Source organism: Thioclava sp. F36-7 (assembly GCF_002020075.1).
Taxonomy (GTDB): Bacteria; Pseudomonadota; Alphaproteobacteria; order Rhodobacterales; family Rhodobacteraceae; genus Thioclava; species Thioclava sediminum.
On the sequence record NZ_MPZR01000002.1, the window covers coordinates 1 to 16812 of the forward strand.

Below are 16812 nucleotides of genomic sequence, written 5' to 3' on the forward strand. Positions count from 1 at the left end.
AAGAATGGCACGCTTGCCGTCGCATGACTATTGCAAAGCGGACTTTGGTGCACATGCCGCGAATAAGCGCTTTGTCCCGCCTAGCTGACATCGCGCACCCGCCCGCTGCCAAAGAAAAAGGGGCCCAACCGGGCCCCTCCGTTCAATCCATTTGAGCGCCCTTTCAGGCCACTTTCTCCAGCACCGTATCGGGCGTCACACCCAGCGCGTGGCAGACGTCGCGGGTCAGGCCGGGGCGGTTGAGCGTGTAGAAATGCAGGTCTTCCACGCCGCCCTCGATCAGCTTGTCGCACAGTTCGGTGCACAGCGCGGTCGCCAGAAGATGCTCGCGCCCGTCGCGGATCGCGGCCTCGAAGGCTTCCTCGACCCATGCGGGGATGGAGGTGCCGCAGCTTTGCGCGAATTTCTTGGCACCTTTCCACGACTGGATCGGCAGGATGCCGGGGATGATCTTCGCGTCGATCCCTTCGCGCTCGCAGGCATCGCGGAAGCGGAAGAAGGTCTCGGGCTCGAAGAAGAACTGGGTGATCGCCGAGGTCGCACCCGCCTCGACCTTGCGCTTGAGCCAACGCACATCGGCCATATTGTCGGCGGCGTCGGGATGCGGCTCGGGATAGGCGCCCGCGCGGATCGTGAAGCGGCCATCCTCGGCCAGCGCCTCGATCAGCTCGACCGAAGAGGCGAAGCCCTCGGGATGCGGCGTGAAATGCTTGGCGCCCTGCGGCGGATCGCCCCGCAGCGCCACGATCTCGGTGACGCCGACCTCGGCATAGGCGTCCACGATCTCCATCGTCTCGGCCTTGGTCGCTTCCACGCAGGTCAGGTGGGCGGCGACATTGAGGCCGTAATTCTTGTGGATCGTGCCGACCGCCTCATGGGTCAGCTTGCGCGTCGTGCCACCCGCCCCGTAGGTCACGGAGGTGAACTCGGGTTTCAGCGGTGCCAGAACCTGCGCGGTTTCCCACAGCCGGAACGACGCATCGAGCGTCTTCGGCGGGAAAAATTCGAAGCTGACCTTGGGCGTCGTCATGGGAATCTGTCCTTTCGTTCGCTCTCTTGTGCCAGATCGGGCTTTGTGAGACAAACTCATAATCTTCAAAATCGTTATGAGTGTAACAACAAGATGCATCTCGAGTTCCGTCACCTGCGCACAATCAAGGCGATTCACGATGCCGGGGGGCTCGCGAAGGCAGCGGACGTGCTGCACATAACACAATCCGCGCTGTCGCACCAAATCAAAGGGCTGGAAGATCAGACCGGGGTGGAGCTGTTCGTTCGTCGCTCGAAGCCGCTGAAGCTGTCGGCGGCGGGGCAGAAGCTGCTGCGGCTGGCCGAACGCATCCTGCCCGAGATCGCCGCGACAGAGGCCGAGTTCGACGCGTTGCGGTCGGGTCGCGCGGGCCGTCTGCATATCGCGATCGAGTGCCATGCCTGTTTCGACTGGCTGTTCCCGGTATTGGAGCGCTTCCGCCATGCCTGGCCCGATATCGACGTGGATATCCGGCCCGGTCTGGCCTTCAACGCCTTGCCCGCGCTGAGCCGCGAAGAGGTCGATCTGGTGATCTCGTCGGATCCGGAGAAGATCGACGGCGTCACCTTCAACCCGCTTTTCGATTACGCGCCGACCTTCATCGCCGCCGCGAATTCGCCGCTGGCCGCGAAACCCTATATCGAGGCGCAGGATTTCGCGGATCAGACGCTGATCACCTATCCGATCGACCGGGGCCGCTCGGACATCTTCACGCAGCTGCTCACCCCCGCCCGGGTCGAACCGAAAGCCGTGCGGCAGGTGGAGCTGACCGCAGTGATCCTGATGCTGGTCGCCTCGAATCGCGGCGTGGCGGTGCTGCCCGACTGGGTGCTGCGCGAGGTGAAATACCAGCCCGACTACATCACCAAGCCAGTGACAGAACACGGGCTGACCAAGCGGCTTTATGCCGCGACGCGCTCCGAGGATGCGACGCAGCCCTTCATGGCGCATTTCCTGCGGCTTGCGCGCACCGAGCCGGTGAAGCTGCAACGCGCCTGAGCCTTCTTCTCGACCGAAATATCCCGGGGGGTGAGGCGGAAAATGGCAGCCTTCCAGTGGAAGGACGCCCCGCCGAACGCCCGGAGCGCAAGCGAAGGGCTGGCAGCGAGCGGGGCAGAGCCCCTCCTCAGTTTGCCTGACGCGCCAAAGGTCTTGGATTTTCCACGCAACCCCTGTAAGGCGACCGCTTGAAACGCGAAGGAGCCCAGAGATGCAAGGCAGCGCAAACCTCAACCTGATGATCAAGGCCGCCCGCAAGGCAGGCCGCTCGCTGGTCAAGGATTTCCGCGAGGTCGAGAACCTTCAGGTCTCCTCGAAGGGCCCGGGCGATTTCGTCTCGAAGGCCGACCGCGAATCCGAGAAGATCATCAAGGACGAGCTGCGCGGGGCGCGCCCCTCCTATGGCTGGATCGGCGAGGAAACCGGCGAAGAGGCGGGCGACGACCCGACGCGCCGCTGGATCGTCGACCCGCTCGACGGCACCACGAACTTCCTGCACGGCTTGCCGCATTGGGCGATCTCGATCGCGCTGGAGCATAAGGGCGAAATCATCGCAGCCGTGGTCTTCGACGCGGCGAAAGACGAGATGTATTTCGCCGAGAAGGGCCTCGGCGCTTTCATGAACGACACCCGTCTGCGGGTTTCGGGCCGTCACAAGATGATCGAATCGGTCTTCGCGACCGGCGTGCCCTTCGGTGGCAAATCGACGCTTCCGGCGACGCTGAAGGACCTTGCCAAGCTGATGCCGCAATGCGCGGGCGTCCGGCGCTGGGGCGCGGCCTCGCTCGATCTGGCCTATGTCGCGGCGGGTCGCTACGAAGGCTATTGGGAGCGCGGGCTGAACGCGTGGGACGTGGCTGCGGGCATGCTCCTCGTGAAGGAAGCGGGCGGTTTCGTGGAAGCCGTGCGCGAAGGTCGCGGCGTTCTCGAATCGGGCTCGGTGATCGCGTCGAATGCCGAAGTGTTCCCGGCTCTCACGAAAGCGCTTCGGTCAAACGACTGAGAAATCACTGAAATTTAGATGTGGCGGCGAAAGGCGGACGAAGGTTCACCTTTCGTTCATTCCGTTGTGCCAGCCTGATGCGGTTACCAGAAAGGGATGCCGCCATGGTTGGACAGGAATACGGAGCTACGTCGATCGCGCTTGAACAGCGTGCGTTGACTGCGCTGCACGGGCCGGGCGATTGCGCCGTCGACCGCGCGTTGGAAGAGTTGCGGCAGGCGGTCTCCGATCTCGCCTTTGCCGAGGCGGCCGACCTGATCGCGCGTCACCGGGTCTCGGTCTTGGACGAGATGATTTCGGGGTGCTTTGAGGATGCGGAGGCGGCCGAGCCGGACACGGCAGCGGCCCTGCGCGCAGCGGCCGAAGGGCTGCAGGAAGAGCGGGTGGCTCTGGCAGAGACATTGCCGCTCGAGCTTTCCCTGCGCGCCGATCAGCGCGATGCGGCCTGCGAGCGCATCCGCGCCGCACAACGCCGCCTGCGCAATATTTCTCAGATGCCCGATCATTTCGGCTGTGCCTGGGCGTGTAGCCGCGTCGGGGCAGGGCCGTGCGAGGACGCGGCAGATCAGATCCAGCAGGCGCTGCGTTTCGATGCGGAAGCCATCGCCGATATCGCCCGGCAGGAGGCGCGCGCCCGTCTCAGCGACGGCTTTGCGGCCTTGCCGGTCGCATCGCCTCTCTCGCCCCGTCGCGGCGGTGATACGGGGACCACGGCGGCACAGGTCGCCCGCCGCCTTGTCGAAGACGCGCGCCGGAGACTTTGCTGAGCCGTGATCCCGTCTTGATACGGCCCGCTAGGCCCTGCGTTGGAGACTATGCAGACCCGAAGATCGTGCTAGCCTGTTGCGGCGCAAAAGGCGCATCGGAAAGAGGGTCTGAAATGATTCAGGAATTCAAGGATTTCATCGCCAAGGGCAATGTCATGGACATGGCGGTTGGCATCATCATCGGCGCGGCCTTCACCGCGATCGTCACGTCGCTGGTCGGCGACATCATAAACCCGATCATCGGCCTGTTCACGGGCGGGGTCGACTTCACCAATAATTATGCCGTGCTCTCCGGCGAGGTTCCCGCAGGGGCAAGCCTCGAAGAGGCGCGCAAATCGGGTGCGTCGATCTTCGCCTATGGTGCCTTCGTGATGGCAGTGATCAACTTCCTCATCATTGCCTTCGTCGTCTTCATGCTGGTGAAAATGGTCAACCGCGTGAAGGCCGCGGCGGAGAAGCCCGACGATGTCGCGCCCGCGGTGGAAACCGGGCCGAGCCAGCTCGACGTGCTCCTCGAGATCCGCGACGCGCTTCGAAAGTGACGGCGCGGGACGCCTCAGGCAGACGTTGCCGGCAAATATGAGAACGGCCCGGGCAAAGCTCCGGGCCGTTTCGTTCGTGGGGCAGGGCGGCCCTTATTCGGCTGCGTGCTTCACCGCATCCGGCGCATCGAGCGGCAGGTCGAGCGCTTCGGCCACAGCCTTGTAAGTCACCTTGCCTGCATGGACATTGAGGCCCGCGGCCAGGTGGGGATCCTCGGCGCAGGCGCGTTCCCATCCCTTGTCGGCCAGCGCCAGCAGGAAGGGCTGCGTCGCGTTCGACAGGGCGAGGGTCGCGGTGCGCGCGACTGCGCCGGGCATATTGGCCACGCAGTAATGCATCACGCCTTCGACCTCGTAGATCGGGTCGTCATGGGTCGTGGGATGCGAGGTCTCGACGCAGCCGCCCTGATCGATCGCGACGTCGACGATCGCAGCGCCCGGCTTCATCGTCTTCAGCATCTCGCGGGTGACCAGTTTCGGAGCAGCGGCCCCGGGGATCAGCACCGCGCCAATCACCAGATCGGAGGCTGCGACCAGCGCCTCCGTCTCGGCTTTCGAGGCATAGGCGGTACGGAAGGTGCCGCCGAACGTGTCATCGAGATAGCGCAGACGCGGCAGCGACTTGTCGAGCACGGTCACGTCCGCGCCCATCCCGGCAGCTACGCGCGCGGCGTTGGTGCCCACGACGCCGCCGCCGATCACGACGACCTTCGCGGGCGAAACGCCCGGCACGCCGCCCATCAGCACACCGCGACCGCCATTGGCTTTCTGCAGCGTCCAGGCGCCCATCTGCGGGGCGAGGCGACCCGCCACTTCGGACATCGGCGCGAGCAGCGGCAGGGTGCCGTCCTTCGCAGTGACCGTCTCGTAGGCGATGCAGGTCGCGCCCGATTTCATCAGGTCATGCGTCTGCGCCGGGTCTGCGGCCAGATGCAGATAGGTGAAGAGAAGCTGGCCCTCGCGCAGCATCGCGCGCTCGGAGGCCTGCGGCTCTTTCACTTTCACGATCATCTCGGCCTGGGCGAACACATCCGCCGCATCGCCGAGGATTTTCGCGCCGGCCGCCTCGTAATCGCTGTCGGTGAAGCCCGCGCCCTGACCTGCCCCGGTCTCGACCAGCACCTCGTGGCCATGGGCGACCGCCTCTTGTGCCGCAGCCGGGGTCAGCCCGACGCGGAATTCCTGCGCCTTGATCTCGCGCACCGTTCCGATTTTCATCGCGTGTCCTCCTCCAAAAAATGGAAACGTCCTGCCCCCAGTATGCGCTCCGTCACAAGCAAGTGCTTTGCCAATTTGCCGGTTGTGGGCGGGGTGGGTCGCTCGTATCTTCGATGAAATACGCAAAGATCGGCAGGATATTGCATGAGCGACAAGCTGGACGCGACAGATCGTCGGCTGCTGGAGGTTTTGCAGCGGCAGGGGCGAATCTCCAATGCCGAGCTGAGCGAGCGGGTGAACCTGTCGGCCTCGGCCTGCCACCGTCGGGTGCAGCGGCTGGAGGAGGAGGGCTACATCCGCGATTACGTCGCCCTGCTGAACCCGCGCAAGCTGGGGCGGACCACGACGGTCTATGTCGAGATCAAGCTGTCGAGTCAGGCCGATGAGGTTCTGGACGCGTTCGAGAAGGGCGTGCAGCAGGTGCCGGAAGTGCTCGAATGTCACCTGATGGCGGGGGCTGCGGATTACCTGCTGAAAGTGGTGGCCGCCGATGCCGAGGACTTCGCGCGGCTGCACCGGGCGAAGCTCGCCAACATTCCGGGCGTGGCGCAGATCCAGTCGAGCTTTTCGCTCAAATGCGTGGTCTCGACCACGGCGATGCCGGTTTAAGCGCGCCAGAAGCGCGGCAGGAACACGACGAGGATCGCGAGCATCCCGATCCGGCCCAGCAGCATCGCGAGCGTCAGCAGCCAGGTCGCGGCATCGCTGAAATCGATCATGGTGCCGGTGCGATCGGTCAGCGGGCCGACCCCGTAGCCGATATTGCCAAGCGCCCCCCATGTCGCGAAGAGCGCCGAGACGAAATCGGCCCCGGTCATCGAGATCCCGACCGAGACCAGGCCGAGCGTCAGCATGTAGCCGGTGAAGTAGAGGATCAGGGAGGAGAGCACGTCCTCCTCCAGCAGCTTGTCGCCGAGGCGCGGTTGCAGGACTCGGTGCGGCATCTGAAGACGGCGCACGGCGGCGCGGATCACCGCGCCGAGCGCCTGCCAGCGGAAGACCGACAGCGCGCCGGAACTGGACCCGGTGCAGCCGCCGATCAGTCCGACCCAATAGGCCAGCACCATCGCGAAGCTCCCCCAATTCGCGACATTGGCGGTGCCGAAGCCGGTGCCGGTCATGATCGAGGACAGGTTGAAGGCGGCGGAGCGGAAGGTGGGTTCGATCCCGTCGGGCGCGTGAGTGTAGAGCCAGATCAGGAGCGCCGCGAGCGCTAGCGCGAACCAGCGCAGGAAGGCGTGGATTTGCGGGTCGTCCCAGAACGGGCGCAAGTCGCCCCGGCCAAGCTGGACATAGCGGATGAAGGGCAGGGCCGAGCCCAGCATGAAGATGACGCCTGCATATTGCGCACCCGGCGAGAAGCTCGCGAAGGAGCTGTCATGCGTGCCGAAGCCGCCCGTCGCGATTGTCGCCATCGCGTAGCAGATCGCGTCGAACGAGCTCATGCCGGCGGCGGCATAGCTGATCGCGCAGGCCAGCGTCAGCGAGACATAGACCCAGAGCAGCGAGCGCGCGATGTTATGGGCGCGGGGCATGACCTTGCCCAGCGTGTCGAATCCTTCGGCCTGGAAATAGCGCATCCCGCCGATCCGCAGCACCGGCAGGAAGATCATCGCGACGAAGGCGATCCCGAGCCCGCCGAACCAGTTCAGCATCCCGCGCCACAGCACTACGCCGCGCGGCAGCGTGTCGAGATGTTCGAAGACGGTGTAGCCGGTGGTGGTGATGCCCGAGGCGGCCTCGAAATAGGCGTTGGTCCATGTCGCGTGCGGCGCACCTTCGATGAAGGGCAGGGCTGCGAAGATCGGCAGACCGAGCCAGATCGCCGCCGTGAGCAGATAAGCTTGCCGCGTGTTGAGCCCGTTCGCGCTTTTGGTTCGGGTCGCGAGCGAGAGAACCATCCCGATCAGCGCGGTCTCGACCGCTGCCTCGAGGAATTCCTGCCAGTTCGGATTGAGATCGCTGAAGTCCATGGCTGCCGGGAACAGCATGGTTGTCCCGAGGACTGTAAGGATCAGGCCGAAAAGATGCAGGACTGGCCGGATATCGGACATGTGAAAGCGGTTCCCGCCAGAACGAAGTGCTGGCGCTAGGGTAGGGGGCGCGGCGCTTTAGGCAAGATCAAAGCGGCGTCGGTTGCGCTTTCTTGCGAAGGTGTCTTCCAGAAACCAAAAACCCCCGCGGCCAAGCCTCGGGGGTCATCGGTGCGGGCAAGCCCGCCAGCATTTTCAGGCGCCTTTTCAGACGCGGAGCGGTGCGCTTAGAGCGCGCCTTCGCGCTGAGCCTTCTTACGTGCCAGTTTACGGGCACGGCGGACGGCTTCGGCTTTCTCGCGCGCTTTTTTGACCGAGGGTTTCTCGAAATGCTGCTTGAGCTTCATTTCGCGGAACACACCCTCGCGCTGAAGCTTTTTCTTCAGAGCACGGAGCGCCTGTTCGACGTTGTTGTCGCGAACGCTGACCTGCATGTGGTGTCACCACCTTCCTAAGTTAGAGTTGCAGTTGCTTGCAGGAGCGCTCCATATAGTCACCAAAAGGCGGTTTGTCTACCGCCAAAGCTGAGAGAGGAAACGCGATGAAAAACGACCATCTCGATATGGACCGAACGCGATCCGAGCTGTTGGCGGCGATCAAGCCGCATGTGCCTTTCGACGGCTGGTCCGAGCCTGCCTTCAAGCTCGCGGTCTCCGATCTGGGGCTCGATCCGGGGCTGGCGCGGGTCGTGTGTCCGCGCGGCGCCGTCGATCTGGCGGTGGCCTATCACCGCGAGGGCGATGCCGCGATGCTCAAGCGTCTGGAGGAGGCCGATCTGTCGGGGATGAAGTTCCGTGACCGGATCGCGACCGCCGTGCGCTTCCGTCTGGAAGAGGCCGATCCGGAGCTGGTGCGCCGCGGGGCCGCGATCTTCGCGCTGCCGCAGAATGCCACGACCGGCTCGAAGCTGATCTGGGAGACCTCGGACAAAATCTGGCGTGCGCTGGGCGACGTCAGCGAAGACTACAACTGGTACACCAAGCGGATGACCCTTTCCGGGGTCTATAGCTCGACCGTGCTCTACTGGATGGGCGATGAGAGCGAGGGCAAGGGCGACACCTGGGCCTTCCTCGATCGTCGCATCGAGGATGTGATGCAGTTCGAAAAGGTAAAGGGCGCGGCGATGAAGCTGCCTTTCCTGCCGAAGCTTCTCGGCGGCATCCGTGCGCCGAAAGGCACTGACGACATGCCGGGCCGGGAGGCGCATTGATGAAACCTGTCGAGATGCCGACCGAGATGCGCTGCGTCGAGATTTCCGAACATGGCGCGCCGGAGGTTCTGAAGGAAGTCACCCGTGCCGTGCCGGTCGCGGGTCATGGGGAGATTTTGATCGAGGTGGCCTATGCCGGGGTGAACCGCCCCGATGCGCTGCAACGCGCGGGCGCCTACAACCCGCCGCCCGGCGCGTCGGATCTGCCGGGGCTGGAATGCTCGGGACGGGTCGCGGCGATCGGGCCGGGCGTCACCGATTGGGACGTGGGCGACGCGGTCTGCGCGCTGCTGCCCGGTGGCGGTTACGCCGAGTATGTGACCTGTCCGGCCGAACATGCGCTGCCCGTGCCTGCGGGGCTTGACCTGAAATCGGCGGCCTGCCTGCCCGAGACCTGCTTCACCGTCTGGTCGACCATGGTGATGCACGGCGGCTTGCAGGCGGGCGAGCGCTTCTTGGTGCATGGCGGTTCTTCCGGGATCGGCACGACCGCGATCCAGATCGCGACGGCGCTGGGCGCGCGGGTCTTCACCACCGCAGGCAGCCCCGAGAAATGCGCGGTCTGCGAAGAGCTTGGCGCGACGGCGATCAACTACAAGACGGGCGATTTCGTCGATGTGCTGAAGGCCGAAGGCGGCGCGAACCTCGTGCTCGACATGGTGGGCGGCGACTATATCGCGCGCAATATCAAGGCGATGGCCAATGATGCGCGCCTCGTCTTCATCGCCTTCCTCGGCGGGCCCAAGGCCGAGATCAACTTCGCGCAGGTCATGGTGAAGCGTCTCACGATCACCGGGGCCACGCTGCGCCCGCAATCGGATGCGGCCAAGGCAGAGATTGCGCGGCAGTTGCGCGCCAATGTCTGGCCGATGATCAATTCGGGCAAGCTGCGCGTGATCCATGACAACACTTTCCCGCTGGCCGAGGCCGCAAAAGCCCATGAGCGGATGGAGACCAGCCAGCATATTGGCAAGATCGTGTTGGAAGTTGCGGGCGGCTGAACTTTCGTCACGCGTGCGCCGGGTGTATCATTGCGGCGCGCGCGAACCAACGAGGGGAGGCGGTCATGAGCGAAGGACGCTTTGAATTTCTGGATGGGTATCCGGCCGATGTGCTGGCATTCGAGGCTAAGGGCACGATCGGCGCGGAGGCTTACGAACAACACCTGATCCCGGCGGTGGAGGCCAAGATCGCCGCGGAGGGCAAGGTTAAGCTGCTCTATATCATCGGCGACGCATTCGACGGCTACACCGCGAAAGCGGCGTGGGACGACACCAAGCTGGGCCTGTCGCATCTGGGCGATTTCGCCGCGGTGGCGCTGGTCAGCGATGTCGACTGGATCCGTTGGGGCGTGCAGGCCTTCGCGCCGATGATCCCCGGCACGGTCAAGCTGTTCCACCTGAGCGAACTGGATCAGGCCAAGGCGTGGATTTGCGCGGCGGGCAAGGCTGAGGAAGACCACAGCCACGACGTCGCCGCGACGCATAAGCTGCCGACGCTGGAAGATCGCCAGCCGCCGCTCGAGGACTGATCCCTCAGCGCACCTTTTCCATCAGCGCATCCGACAGGCTGCAATCGCGGATCGTATCGGAGCCGCATTTGCGCGGCTCGAGATCCTTGGTCAGGCAGATGCGGGCCTCCTGAATGCGGCCCGATTTGCAGGTGATGGTGATCTCGTCGGCATCGAGGCCGGGATTGGCCTCCAGAAAGGCCTGCTCGACCACCTTTGCGGGCAGTCGCACGTCGCGATCGAGATTGGCCAACACCTCCGGGATTTCGATGCTCGCATAGGCTTCGCGTTCCAGCGCGAAATAGTCCGTGGCCGACAGGCCCGAGCAGCGCCCGTGTTTTTTCCACTCGTACCAGGCCAGTCCCGGCGCGCCGGTCAGATCCTCCATTGCGGCGGTCTGCTGGCGCGAGGGATCGCGATGCGGCGTGCGGCAAAAGCTGGGCCAGCCGCGCTCGTATTGCGGCCAAAGCCCGTGCAGCACGAAAGAATGATCGTGCTTCGGATCGCATTGCGGCGAGTTGCGCGCATCGCCCGTCAGCGCGCACCAGGTGGGCGACCAGCTGAGCGATAGGACGTAATAGTCGAAATCGCCCGCGCGCTCGCCTTCGGCATGGGCGGGCAGTACGGCGGTCGAAAGCGCAAGCAGGGCTGCGGCCAGAAGGCCCAAACGAGTCATTTTCTCTTTTCTCCCGACGCGCGATTGACTATATGAGGCGGCAATTCCCCTTCCAGAAATGGACCGCGGCAGGGAATTCCCGCGCCGCAGCCGATTTCTCGGCCCGGGAGAGATATGTAAAGGATGGCTGCAATGACGAACAAGCCCCTGATGGCAAAGGCCACCGCCGTGTGGCTGGTGGACAATACGACGCTCAGCTTCAAGCAGATCGCGGATTTCTGTGGCCTGCACGAACTCGAAGTGCAGGGCATCGCCGATGGTGACGTCGCAACCGGCGTGAAGGGCTTCGATCCGGTCGCCTCGAGCCAGCTCGATCAGGAAGAGATCGACAAGGCCGAGAAAGACCCGATGCACAAGCTCAAGCTGAAGTTCAACAAAGCTGCCGTCGGCGAGGACAAGCGTCGCGGCCCGCGCTACACGCCGCTGTCGAAGCGTCAGGACCGTCCGAACGCGATCCTGTGGCTGGTGAAATTCCACCCGGAGCTGGCCGATGCGCAGATCGCGCGTCTCGTCGGCACCACCAAGCCCACGATCCAGTCGATCCGCGAGCGCACGCACTGGAACATCCAGAACATGACCCCGATCGATCCGGTCGCGCTGGGTCTGTGCCGCCAGTCGGAACTGGATATCGAAGTGCAGAAGGCCGCGAAGAAAGCCGCTGCCGAAGGCGTGATGAGCGATGACGAGCGTCGCAAGCTGGTCTCGACCGAGCAGTCGCTGGGCATGCCCGACGAGCCGCGCCTGCCCTCCGGCATCGCCGGTCTGGAGAACTTCTCCTCTTCCGATCTCAAGCAGGAGACCGAGGAAGAGGACGACGCCGCGGATAACGCCGATTACTCGGACGCCGACAGCTTCTTCAACCTGCCCGAGGATGATGACGACGAGGATGAGGACGACAACCGCAAGTAAGTTGTCGCCATCGCGAAAGTTCAGGGCCGCTCCATAGGGGGCGGCCTTTTTCGTTGCGGTGCGACGCTTCGTGTCGTTGAGGCTTTAATGGGAACACGGGCGACGGATGAACCGCCGCCCGTGTCTCAAAGGTTGGTGTGAGTTGCCTGAGAACCGGCGATCTCCCACGACAGGCGCGGCTTACTGCTTCAGCACCACGGGTTGGAACGAGAACACGCCATCGGATTTCGGATCGACCGTCATCTCGACCCAGCTGTTGTCGCTGCTGCCGAAGACCTCGACGCGGGTGAAGTTCGCGGTGCTGCGGCTATCGGGCTGGAGCATGGGTTTGTCGACCTTGAAGTAATGCGAGTCGCCGTGGACCAGCAGGACCTGACCGTCGAAGTTATGCGTCTCCTCGACGAGGGTCTTGTAGAAATCGGTGAAGCCGTTCTTGTCGTCGAGCGTCGGCAGGAAGTCGTCTTCGTAGCCGCCGTCGCTCAGTTCGAACGGGAAGAAGATGTCGGCCTGAATGTCGATCAGGATGCCCGCGTCGTTATTCTCGCGCGCCTTCGCGAAGGACGCCTTGAGCCATTCCACGTTCTTCGGGTTGCGCGCCTCGTATTCCGCGGTCGCGGCATCGCAGTCGGCCTGCGTGCGGTCGGACTTCTTGGTGCATTGCTTGTCGGTCGCGACAAGGTTGTTGTTGCTGCCCGGCACGTTGAGGGCGACGAACATCACGTTGTTGCGCTCGAAACGGCTGTTCTCGCTGTAGGCTTCGCCCGGGGCGCCCTGACGTTCGACGTCGATCGGGTTCGAACCCTGCGACTTCGCGGCATCGAAGAAGGTCTTGCGCAGGTAAGAGAGCCGCTCGACCGGGTCGTAGCTGCCATTGTTGGTGCGGTGGCAGTCGACCCATTCATTGTCGCCGAGGGCGTAGAGCGTCGGCATGTCGAGGCGGTTGAAGATCGCCTGCACGTCCGCCCCGATCGCCTGATCGGTGCATTCGCTGCTGCCGCTCTTGGTGTCGCCGGCGAAGATCGTGAAGTCGAGGTCGTGATCGTTCATCGAGGCGACGGTCTGGTCGATCCAGTTCGCCTTCTCCTCGGGATCCTTGCTGTAGAATTCGTCGCCCCAGAGCGCGACCTTCAGAACGCCCGCATCGGAGGCGGATTGCGCATGGGCCGGAGCCACCAGCGCGGTCGAGAGAAGGGCAGCGGTGAGCGCTGCGGACAGCGTGAACGAACGGGAAAGGCGTGGCATTTATACCCCCAAAAGTGACTTGATGTGACGAAGGCCCTGAGGGCGAGGTGCCGCGTCGGACGGCGGGTCGTCGGCTCGGGGCTTCGGGCGTCATAATACCCCGGGCTGTGACAGCCCGCTGACGCCGGGGCGAAGGATTTGTGACGCAGGCCCCGTCGCCGCCGTCTGGACAGTCGTGGCGTCGGGCGCGATGCTCGCCGCGAAAAGAGGAGGAGCAGATGCCGGAATTCGCGAACTATCCAAGCCTGAAGGGCAAATCCGTGATCGTGACCGGGGGCGCCTCGGGGATCGGGGCGCTGATCGTCGAAGGCTTCGCCGCGCAGGGGGCGAAGGTCGGGTTTCTCGACCGCGATGCGGAGGGCAGCGCGGCGATCGCGAAACGGTTCGGCGTCGATTACGAGCTGTGCGACCTGCGCGACATTGCCGCGATGAAAGAGGCGCTGGGTCGGCTGCGCGAGAAGATCGGCCCGGCGGATGTGCTGGTGAACAATGCCGCGCGCGACGACCGCCACGACTGGCGCGAGATCGATGCCGAGTATTGGGACGAGCGCCAGCACACCAACCTGCGCCACATGTTCTTCGCGATCCAGACGGTTGCGCCGGACATGATCTCGAAAGGCGCGGGGTCGATCATCAATATGGGGTCGAATTCTTGGTGGGAGGCCGGCAGCGGCTTTCCGGCCTATGCGACGGCGAAAGCGGCGGTGCACGGGTTGACCCGCACGATGGCACGCGAATTGGGCGGGCATCGCATCCGGGTCAACACGGTCGTGCCGGGCTGGATCATGACGGATCGGCAGAAAACGCTCTGGGCCACGCCCGAGGCGCTGGAGGATCATCGTCGCAACCAATGCCTGCCCGATCTGATCCAGCCGGAATATGTCGCGCGGATGGTGCTGTTCCTCGCCTCGGACGATGCGGCGATGTGTACCGCGAACAACTACATGGTCGAGGCGGGCTCGATCTAATCGTGTTGCGGCGCGCTGCCGGGCGGCGCGTCGCTTTGCCCATTCTCCACCGGCCCGGTTTCTTCTGGCTCGATCTCGATCTGCGCCAGTTCAGCTTCGAGGAATTTCTCGAACGCGTCGAAATCCAGCGGCTCGAACTGACCGAATCCTTGGATCCATGTCGTGGCGGCGGACATCGCGAGCGGCTCCAGCTTGCACCATTTCACCCGGCCGCGTTTCTCCTGAGAGATCAGCCCGGCATTGGTCAGGATCGCGAGGTGCTTGGACACGGCCGCCAGCGACATCTCGAAGGGCTCGGCTACGTCGGTCACCGCCATGTCGTCTTCGAGCAACATCGTCAGGATCGTCCGCCGGGTCGGATCGGCGAGCGCGGCGAAGATCGCATCGAGAGATGGGGTGGGCGGCGGTAGCATCGCTCCTTGATGGGGCGCCCCGCGATAAACGTCAACCGATCGGTTGAATATACGATTGCTCGCATTTGCGTGAGCTTGGCGCGGCGCGAATTTGATGCCTATTTTCAAAATCGTTACGGATCAATGGGTTGTGGGGTGCTTTCAGGGGCCTATCCGGAATTGACTCAGGCGGGGGGCGCGGCTATCACGGCTGAGACCTGAGTGGGGGCCGAACCATGCCTGATCACCGCTCCGACGAGCCCGATCCCGAGCGCCTCGCAGCGCTTGAGAAGAAGCTTGCGGCAGTGAGGAAGACGCAAGAGCCGCCTCCGCAACGTGCCGATCATCATCTGTCCCAGGCGAATATGGCCTGGCGTATGGTGATCGAAATGGTTTCGGGGCTGGGGATCGGCTTCGGCATCGGATACGGGCTGGATGTGCTTATGGGCACGATGCCTTGGATGATGGTGCTGTTCACGCTTCTCGGGCTCGCGGCCGGGGTGAAGGTGATGCTTCGCTCGGCCAAGGAAATGAACGAAGAGCGTGCGGCCGACATGGCCGATGAAGAGGAAGACGACCGTGGCAACTCTTGAACAGGAAATGCGCAGTGAACTGACCTTTCACCCGATGGATCAGTTTATCGTTAAGCCCCTCTTCGGCGATGGCCCGGTTCACTGGTACACGCCGACCAATGCGACGCTGTGGATGGCGATCGCCGTTCTGGCGATCTTCTTCATGCTCGTGATCGGCACCCGCGGCCGCGCTGTGGTGCCCTCGCGCGCCCAGTCGATCGCGGAGCTGTCCTACGGCTTCATTCACAAGATGGTCGAAGACGTGGCGGGCAAGGACGCTCTGAAGTTCTTCCCCTATATCTTCACGGTCTTCCTGTTCATCGTCTTCTCGAACTTCCTCGGCCTGCTGCCGCGCGGCTTCACCACGACCTCGCATATCGCTGTGACCGGTCTGCTGGCGATCGCCGTGTTCGTTGCGGTGACCGTGATCGGTTTCGTCAAGAACGGCGCGGGCTTCCTGAGCCTGTTCTGGGTGGCCTCGGCGCCGCTGGCGCTGCGCCCGATCCTCGCGATCATCGAGATCATCTCCTACTTCGTGCGCCCCGTCAGCCACTCCATTCGTCTTGCGGGCAACATGATGGCTGGCCACGCGGTTATGAAAGTGTTCGCCGCCTTCGCGCCGCTGATCCTGTTCTCGGGCGTCGGCATCGCCGTCACCCCGCTGTCGATCCTCGCGATCACCGCGATGTACGGGCTCGAAGTTCTCGTGGCCTTCATTCAGGCCTATGTCTTCACGATCCTGACCTGCGTCTATCTGCGCGACGCGCTTCACCCGGCACACTGACCGGATAACGGATCGAACCAGTTCACCAAATTTCTGCCACTTCCAACCTCAAGGAGTTACGACAATGGAAGGCAATATCGTTCAAATGGGTGCTTACATCGGCGCTGGTCTGGCCTGCATGGGCATGGGCGGCTCGGCTATCGGTGTGGGCAACGTTGCCGGCAACTTCCTGTCGGGCGCACTGCGCAACCCCTCGGCGGCCGCTGGCCAGACCGCGACCCTCTTCATCGGCATCGCCTTCGCAGAAGCGCTCGGGATCTTCTCGTTCCTCGTCGCGCTGCTGCTGATGTTCGCCGTCTGATCCAGCACGCTTTTCCTTGAGGGCGGGTGGGCTCATTCGGAGCCCATCCCGTGACCCGCAAGGGGATTTGTGATCAGGGTCGAGGGACGACATGGCAAGCGAAACGCAAAATACAGCGCACGCAGCCGCTGATGCGGCCCAAGGCGCGGCACATGCCGCGCAAAAGGCCGGTATGCCGCAGCTCGACTTCTCGAGCTACCCGAACCAGATCTTCTGGCTCGTGGTCGCTCTGGTCGCGATCTACTGGCTGCTGACGCGCATCGCACTGCCCCGGATCGAGGCAGTTCTCGCCGATCGTCAGGGCACGATCGCGGGTGACATCGCCGCGGCCGAAGACTTCAAGCGCAAGGCCGAAGAGGCCGAAGCCGCTTACGAGAAGGCTCTGGCCGAAGCACGCGCTCAGGCGCAGAAGATCGCAGGCGAAACCAAGGCCGAGATCCAAAAGGACCTCGACGCGGCTATCGCCAAGGCAGATGCCGAGATCGCGGCACGCTCCGCGGAATCGGAAGCCCGCATCGCGGAAATCCGTGACGGCGCGCTTGCAGCGGTCGATCAGGTCGCCAAGGACACCGCCGGCGAGATCGTCGCGGCTCTGGGTGGCAATTCGGACGCATCGGCTGTCAACGCGGCTGTCGAACAACGGCTGAAAGGGTAAG

21 protein-coding genes are annotated in these 16812 nt (G+C 63.7%); 14 read left to right on the forward strand and 7 right to left on the reverse strand.

Features of this window, described 5'->3' with window-relative positions; genetic code table 11:
• Window positions 1-163 precede the first annotated feature (163 nt).
• The gene (metF, locus tag BMI89_RS02805; protein ID WP_078549102.1) at window positions 164-1030 is read right to left on the reverse strand and encodes a methylenetetrahydrofolate reductase [NAD(P)H]; all 867 of its coding nucleotides are present in this window, start codon (window positions 1028-1030) and stop codon (window positions 164-166) included.
• Window positions 1031-1123: 93 nt separating this feature from the next.
• Here metF and BMI89_RS02810 point away from each other — a divergent pair, with 93 nt between their 5' ends.
• The 4 genes from BMI89_RS02810 to mscL all read left to right on the forward strand — a co-directional run bounded on the left by BMI89_RS02810 (window position 1124) and on the right by mscL (window position 4341).
• Entirely contained in the window at window positions 1124-2029 is a 906-nt protein-coding gene (locus BMI89_RS02810; RefSeq protein ID WP_075773886.1) for a LysR family transcriptional regulator, read from the forward strand.
• A gap of 211 nt (window positions 2030-2240) precedes the next feature.
• A complete protein-coding gene (locus BMI89_RS02815) occupies window positions 2241-3032 on the forward strand; it encodes an inositol monophosphatase family protein (RefSeq protein ID WP_078569772.1) in 792 nt (263 codons plus the stop codon).
• 104 nt (window positions 3033-3136) lie between these two features.
• On the forward strand, window positions 3137-3799 hold the full coding sequence (locus tag BMI89_RS02820) for a hypothetical protein (protein WP_078569773.1): 663 nt from the start codon (window positions 3137-3139) through the stop codon (window positions 3797-3799).
• Between the two features lie 113 nt (window positions 3800-3912).
• Complete coding sequence (gene mscL, locus BMI89_RS02825) at window positions 3913-4341, forward strand: large conductance mechanosensitive channel protein MscL (RefSeq protein WP_078569774.1); 429 nt, start codon at window positions 3913-3915, stop codon at window positions 4339-4341.
• A 93-nt stretch (window positions 4342-4434) separates the two neighbouring features.
• Here the strand turns inward: mscL and ald are convergent, their stop codons facing one another.
• Window positions 4435-5559 carry an alanine dehydrogenase gene (ald, locus tag BMI89_RS02830; RefSeq protein WP_078522450.1) on the reverse strand — a complete coding sequence of 375 codons (1125 nt, stop codon included), beginning with the start codon at window positions 5557-5559 and terminating at the stop codon, window positions 4435-4437.
• Window positions 5560-5703: 144 nt separating this feature from the next.
• On the opposite strand from ald, the gene BMI89_RS02835 reads away from it, so the two are divergent.
• Window positions 5704-6168: an Lrp/AsnC family transcriptional regulator gene (locus tag BMI89_RS02835; protein ID WP_078569775.1), complete on the forward strand. Its 465-nt coding sequence runs from the start codon at window positions 5704-5706 to the stop codon at window positions 6166-6168.
• Here BMI89_RS02835 and BMI89_RS02840 read toward each other — a convergent pair.
• Together BMI89_RS02840 and rpsU are read right to left on the reverse strand one after the other, a co-directional pair.
• Window positions 6165-7613, reverse strand: a complete 1449-nt coding sequence (locus BMI89_RS02840; RefSeq protein WP_078569776.1) for a TrkH family potassium uptake protein — start codon at window positions 7611-7613, stop codon at window positions 6165-6167. The two genes, BMI89_RS02835 and BMI89_RS02840, sit on opposite strands and share 4 nt — an antisense overlap.
• Window positions 7614-7819: 206 nt before the next feature.
• Complete coding sequence (gene rpsU, locus BMI89_RS02845) at window positions 7820-8026, reverse strand: 30S ribosomal protein S21 (protein WP_011748553.1); 207 nt, start codon at window positions 8024-8026, stop codon at window positions 7820-7822.
• A 107-nt stretch (window positions 8027-8133) separates the two neighbouring features.
• Between rpsU and BMI89_RS02850 the strand changes: the two genes are divergently transcribed.
• From BMI89_RS02850 to BMI89_RS02860, 3 genes are all read left to right on the forward strand, one after another.
• On the forward strand, window positions 8134-8802 hold the full coding sequence (locus BMI89_RS02850) for a COQ9 family protein (protein WP_078569777.1): 669 nt from the start codon (window positions 8134-8136) through the stop codon (window positions 8800-8802).
• Between the two features lie 14 nt (window positions 8803-8816).
• On the forward strand, window positions 8817-9803 hold the full coding sequence (locus BMI89_RS02855) for an NAD(P)H-quinone oxidoreductase (RefSeq protein WP_078570158.1): 987 nt from the start codon (window positions 8817-8819) through the stop codon (window positions 9801-9803).
• A 65-nt stretch (window positions 9804-9868) separates the two neighbouring features.
• A complete protein-coding gene (locus BMI89_RS02860; protein WP_078569778.1) occupies window positions 9869-10333 on the forward strand; it encodes an STAS/SEC14 domain-containing protein in 465 nt (154 codons plus the stop codon).
• 4 nt (window positions 10334-10337) lie between these two features.
• On the opposite strand, the gene BMI89_RS02865 is transcribed toward BMI89_RS02860, so the two are convergent.
• Window positions 10338-10988 carry a ribonuclease T2 gene (locus tag BMI89_RS02865; RefSeq protein WP_078569779.1) on the reverse strand — a complete coding sequence of 217 codons (651 nt, stop codon included), beginning with the start codon at window positions 10986-10988 and terminating at the stop codon, window positions 10338-10340.
• A gap of 132 nt (window positions 10989-11120) precedes the next feature.
• On the opposite strand from BMI89_RS02865, the gene BMI89_RS02870 reads away from it, so the two are divergent.
• Window positions 11121-11897 carry a cell cycle transcriptional regulator TrcR gene (locus BMI89_RS02870; RefSeq protein ID WP_078522456.1) on the forward strand — a complete coding sequence of 259 codons (777 nt, stop codon included), beginning with the start codon at window positions 11121-11123 and terminating at the stop codon, window positions 11895-11897.
• A gap of 180 nt (window positions 11898-12077) precedes the next feature.
• Here the strand turns inward: BMI89_RS02870 and BMI89_RS02875 are convergent, their stop codons facing one another.
• A complete protein-coding gene (locus tag BMI89_RS02875) occupies window positions 12078-13139 on the reverse strand; it encodes a hypothetical protein (protein WP_078569780.1) in 1062 nt (353 codons plus the stop codon).
• 218 nt (window positions 13140-13357) lie between these two features.
• Here BMI89_RS02875 and BMI89_RS02880 point away from each other — a divergent pair, with 218 nt between their 5' ends.
• Window positions 13358-14107: an SDR family oxidoreductase gene (locus BMI89_RS02880; RefSeq protein WP_078549087.1), complete on the forward strand. Its 750-nt coding sequence runs from the start codon at window positions 13358-13360 to the stop codon at window positions 14105-14107.
• Here the strand turns inward: BMI89_RS02880 and BMI89_RS02885 are convergent.
• A complete protein-coding gene (locus tag BMI89_RS02885) occupies window positions 14104-14520 on the reverse strand; it encodes a metalloregulator ArsR/SmtB family transcription factor (protein ID WP_078569781.1) in 417 nt (138 codons plus the stop codon). The two genes, BMI89_RS02880 and BMI89_RS02885, sit on opposite strands and share 4 nt — an antisense overlap.
• A gap of 215 nt (window positions 14521-14735) precedes the next feature.
• On the opposite strand from BMI89_RS02885, the gene BMI89_RS02890 reads away from it, so the two are divergent.
• The 4 genes from BMI89_RS02890 (at window position 14736) to BMI89_RS02905 (ending at window position 16811) form a co-directional block, all read left to right on the forward strand.
• Window positions 14736-15092, forward strand: a complete 357-nt coding sequence (locus BMI89_RS02890) for an AtpZ/AtpI family protein (protein ID WP_078522460.1) — start codon at window positions 14736-14738, stop codon at window positions 15090-15092.
• Between the two features lie 7 nt (window positions 15093-15099).
• Entirely contained in the window at window positions 15100-15855 is a 756-nt protein-coding gene (locus BMI89_RS02895) for a F0F1 ATP synthase subunit A (protein ID WP_093476999.1), read from the forward strand.
• 64 nt (window positions 15856-15919) lie between these two features.
• A complete protein-coding gene (locus BMI89_RS02900) occupies window positions 15920-16156 on the forward strand; it encodes a F0F1 ATP synthase subunit C (RefSeq protein WP_038144344.1) in 237 nt (78 codons plus the stop codon).
• A 91-nt stretch (window positions 16157-16247) separates the two neighbouring features.
• Complete coding sequence (locus BMI89_RS02905; protein WP_078569782.1) at window positions 16248-16811, forward strand: F0F1 ATP synthase subunit B'; 564 nt, start codon at window positions 16248-16250, stop codon at window positions 16809-16811.
• Window position 16812: the final 1 nt, after the last annotated feature.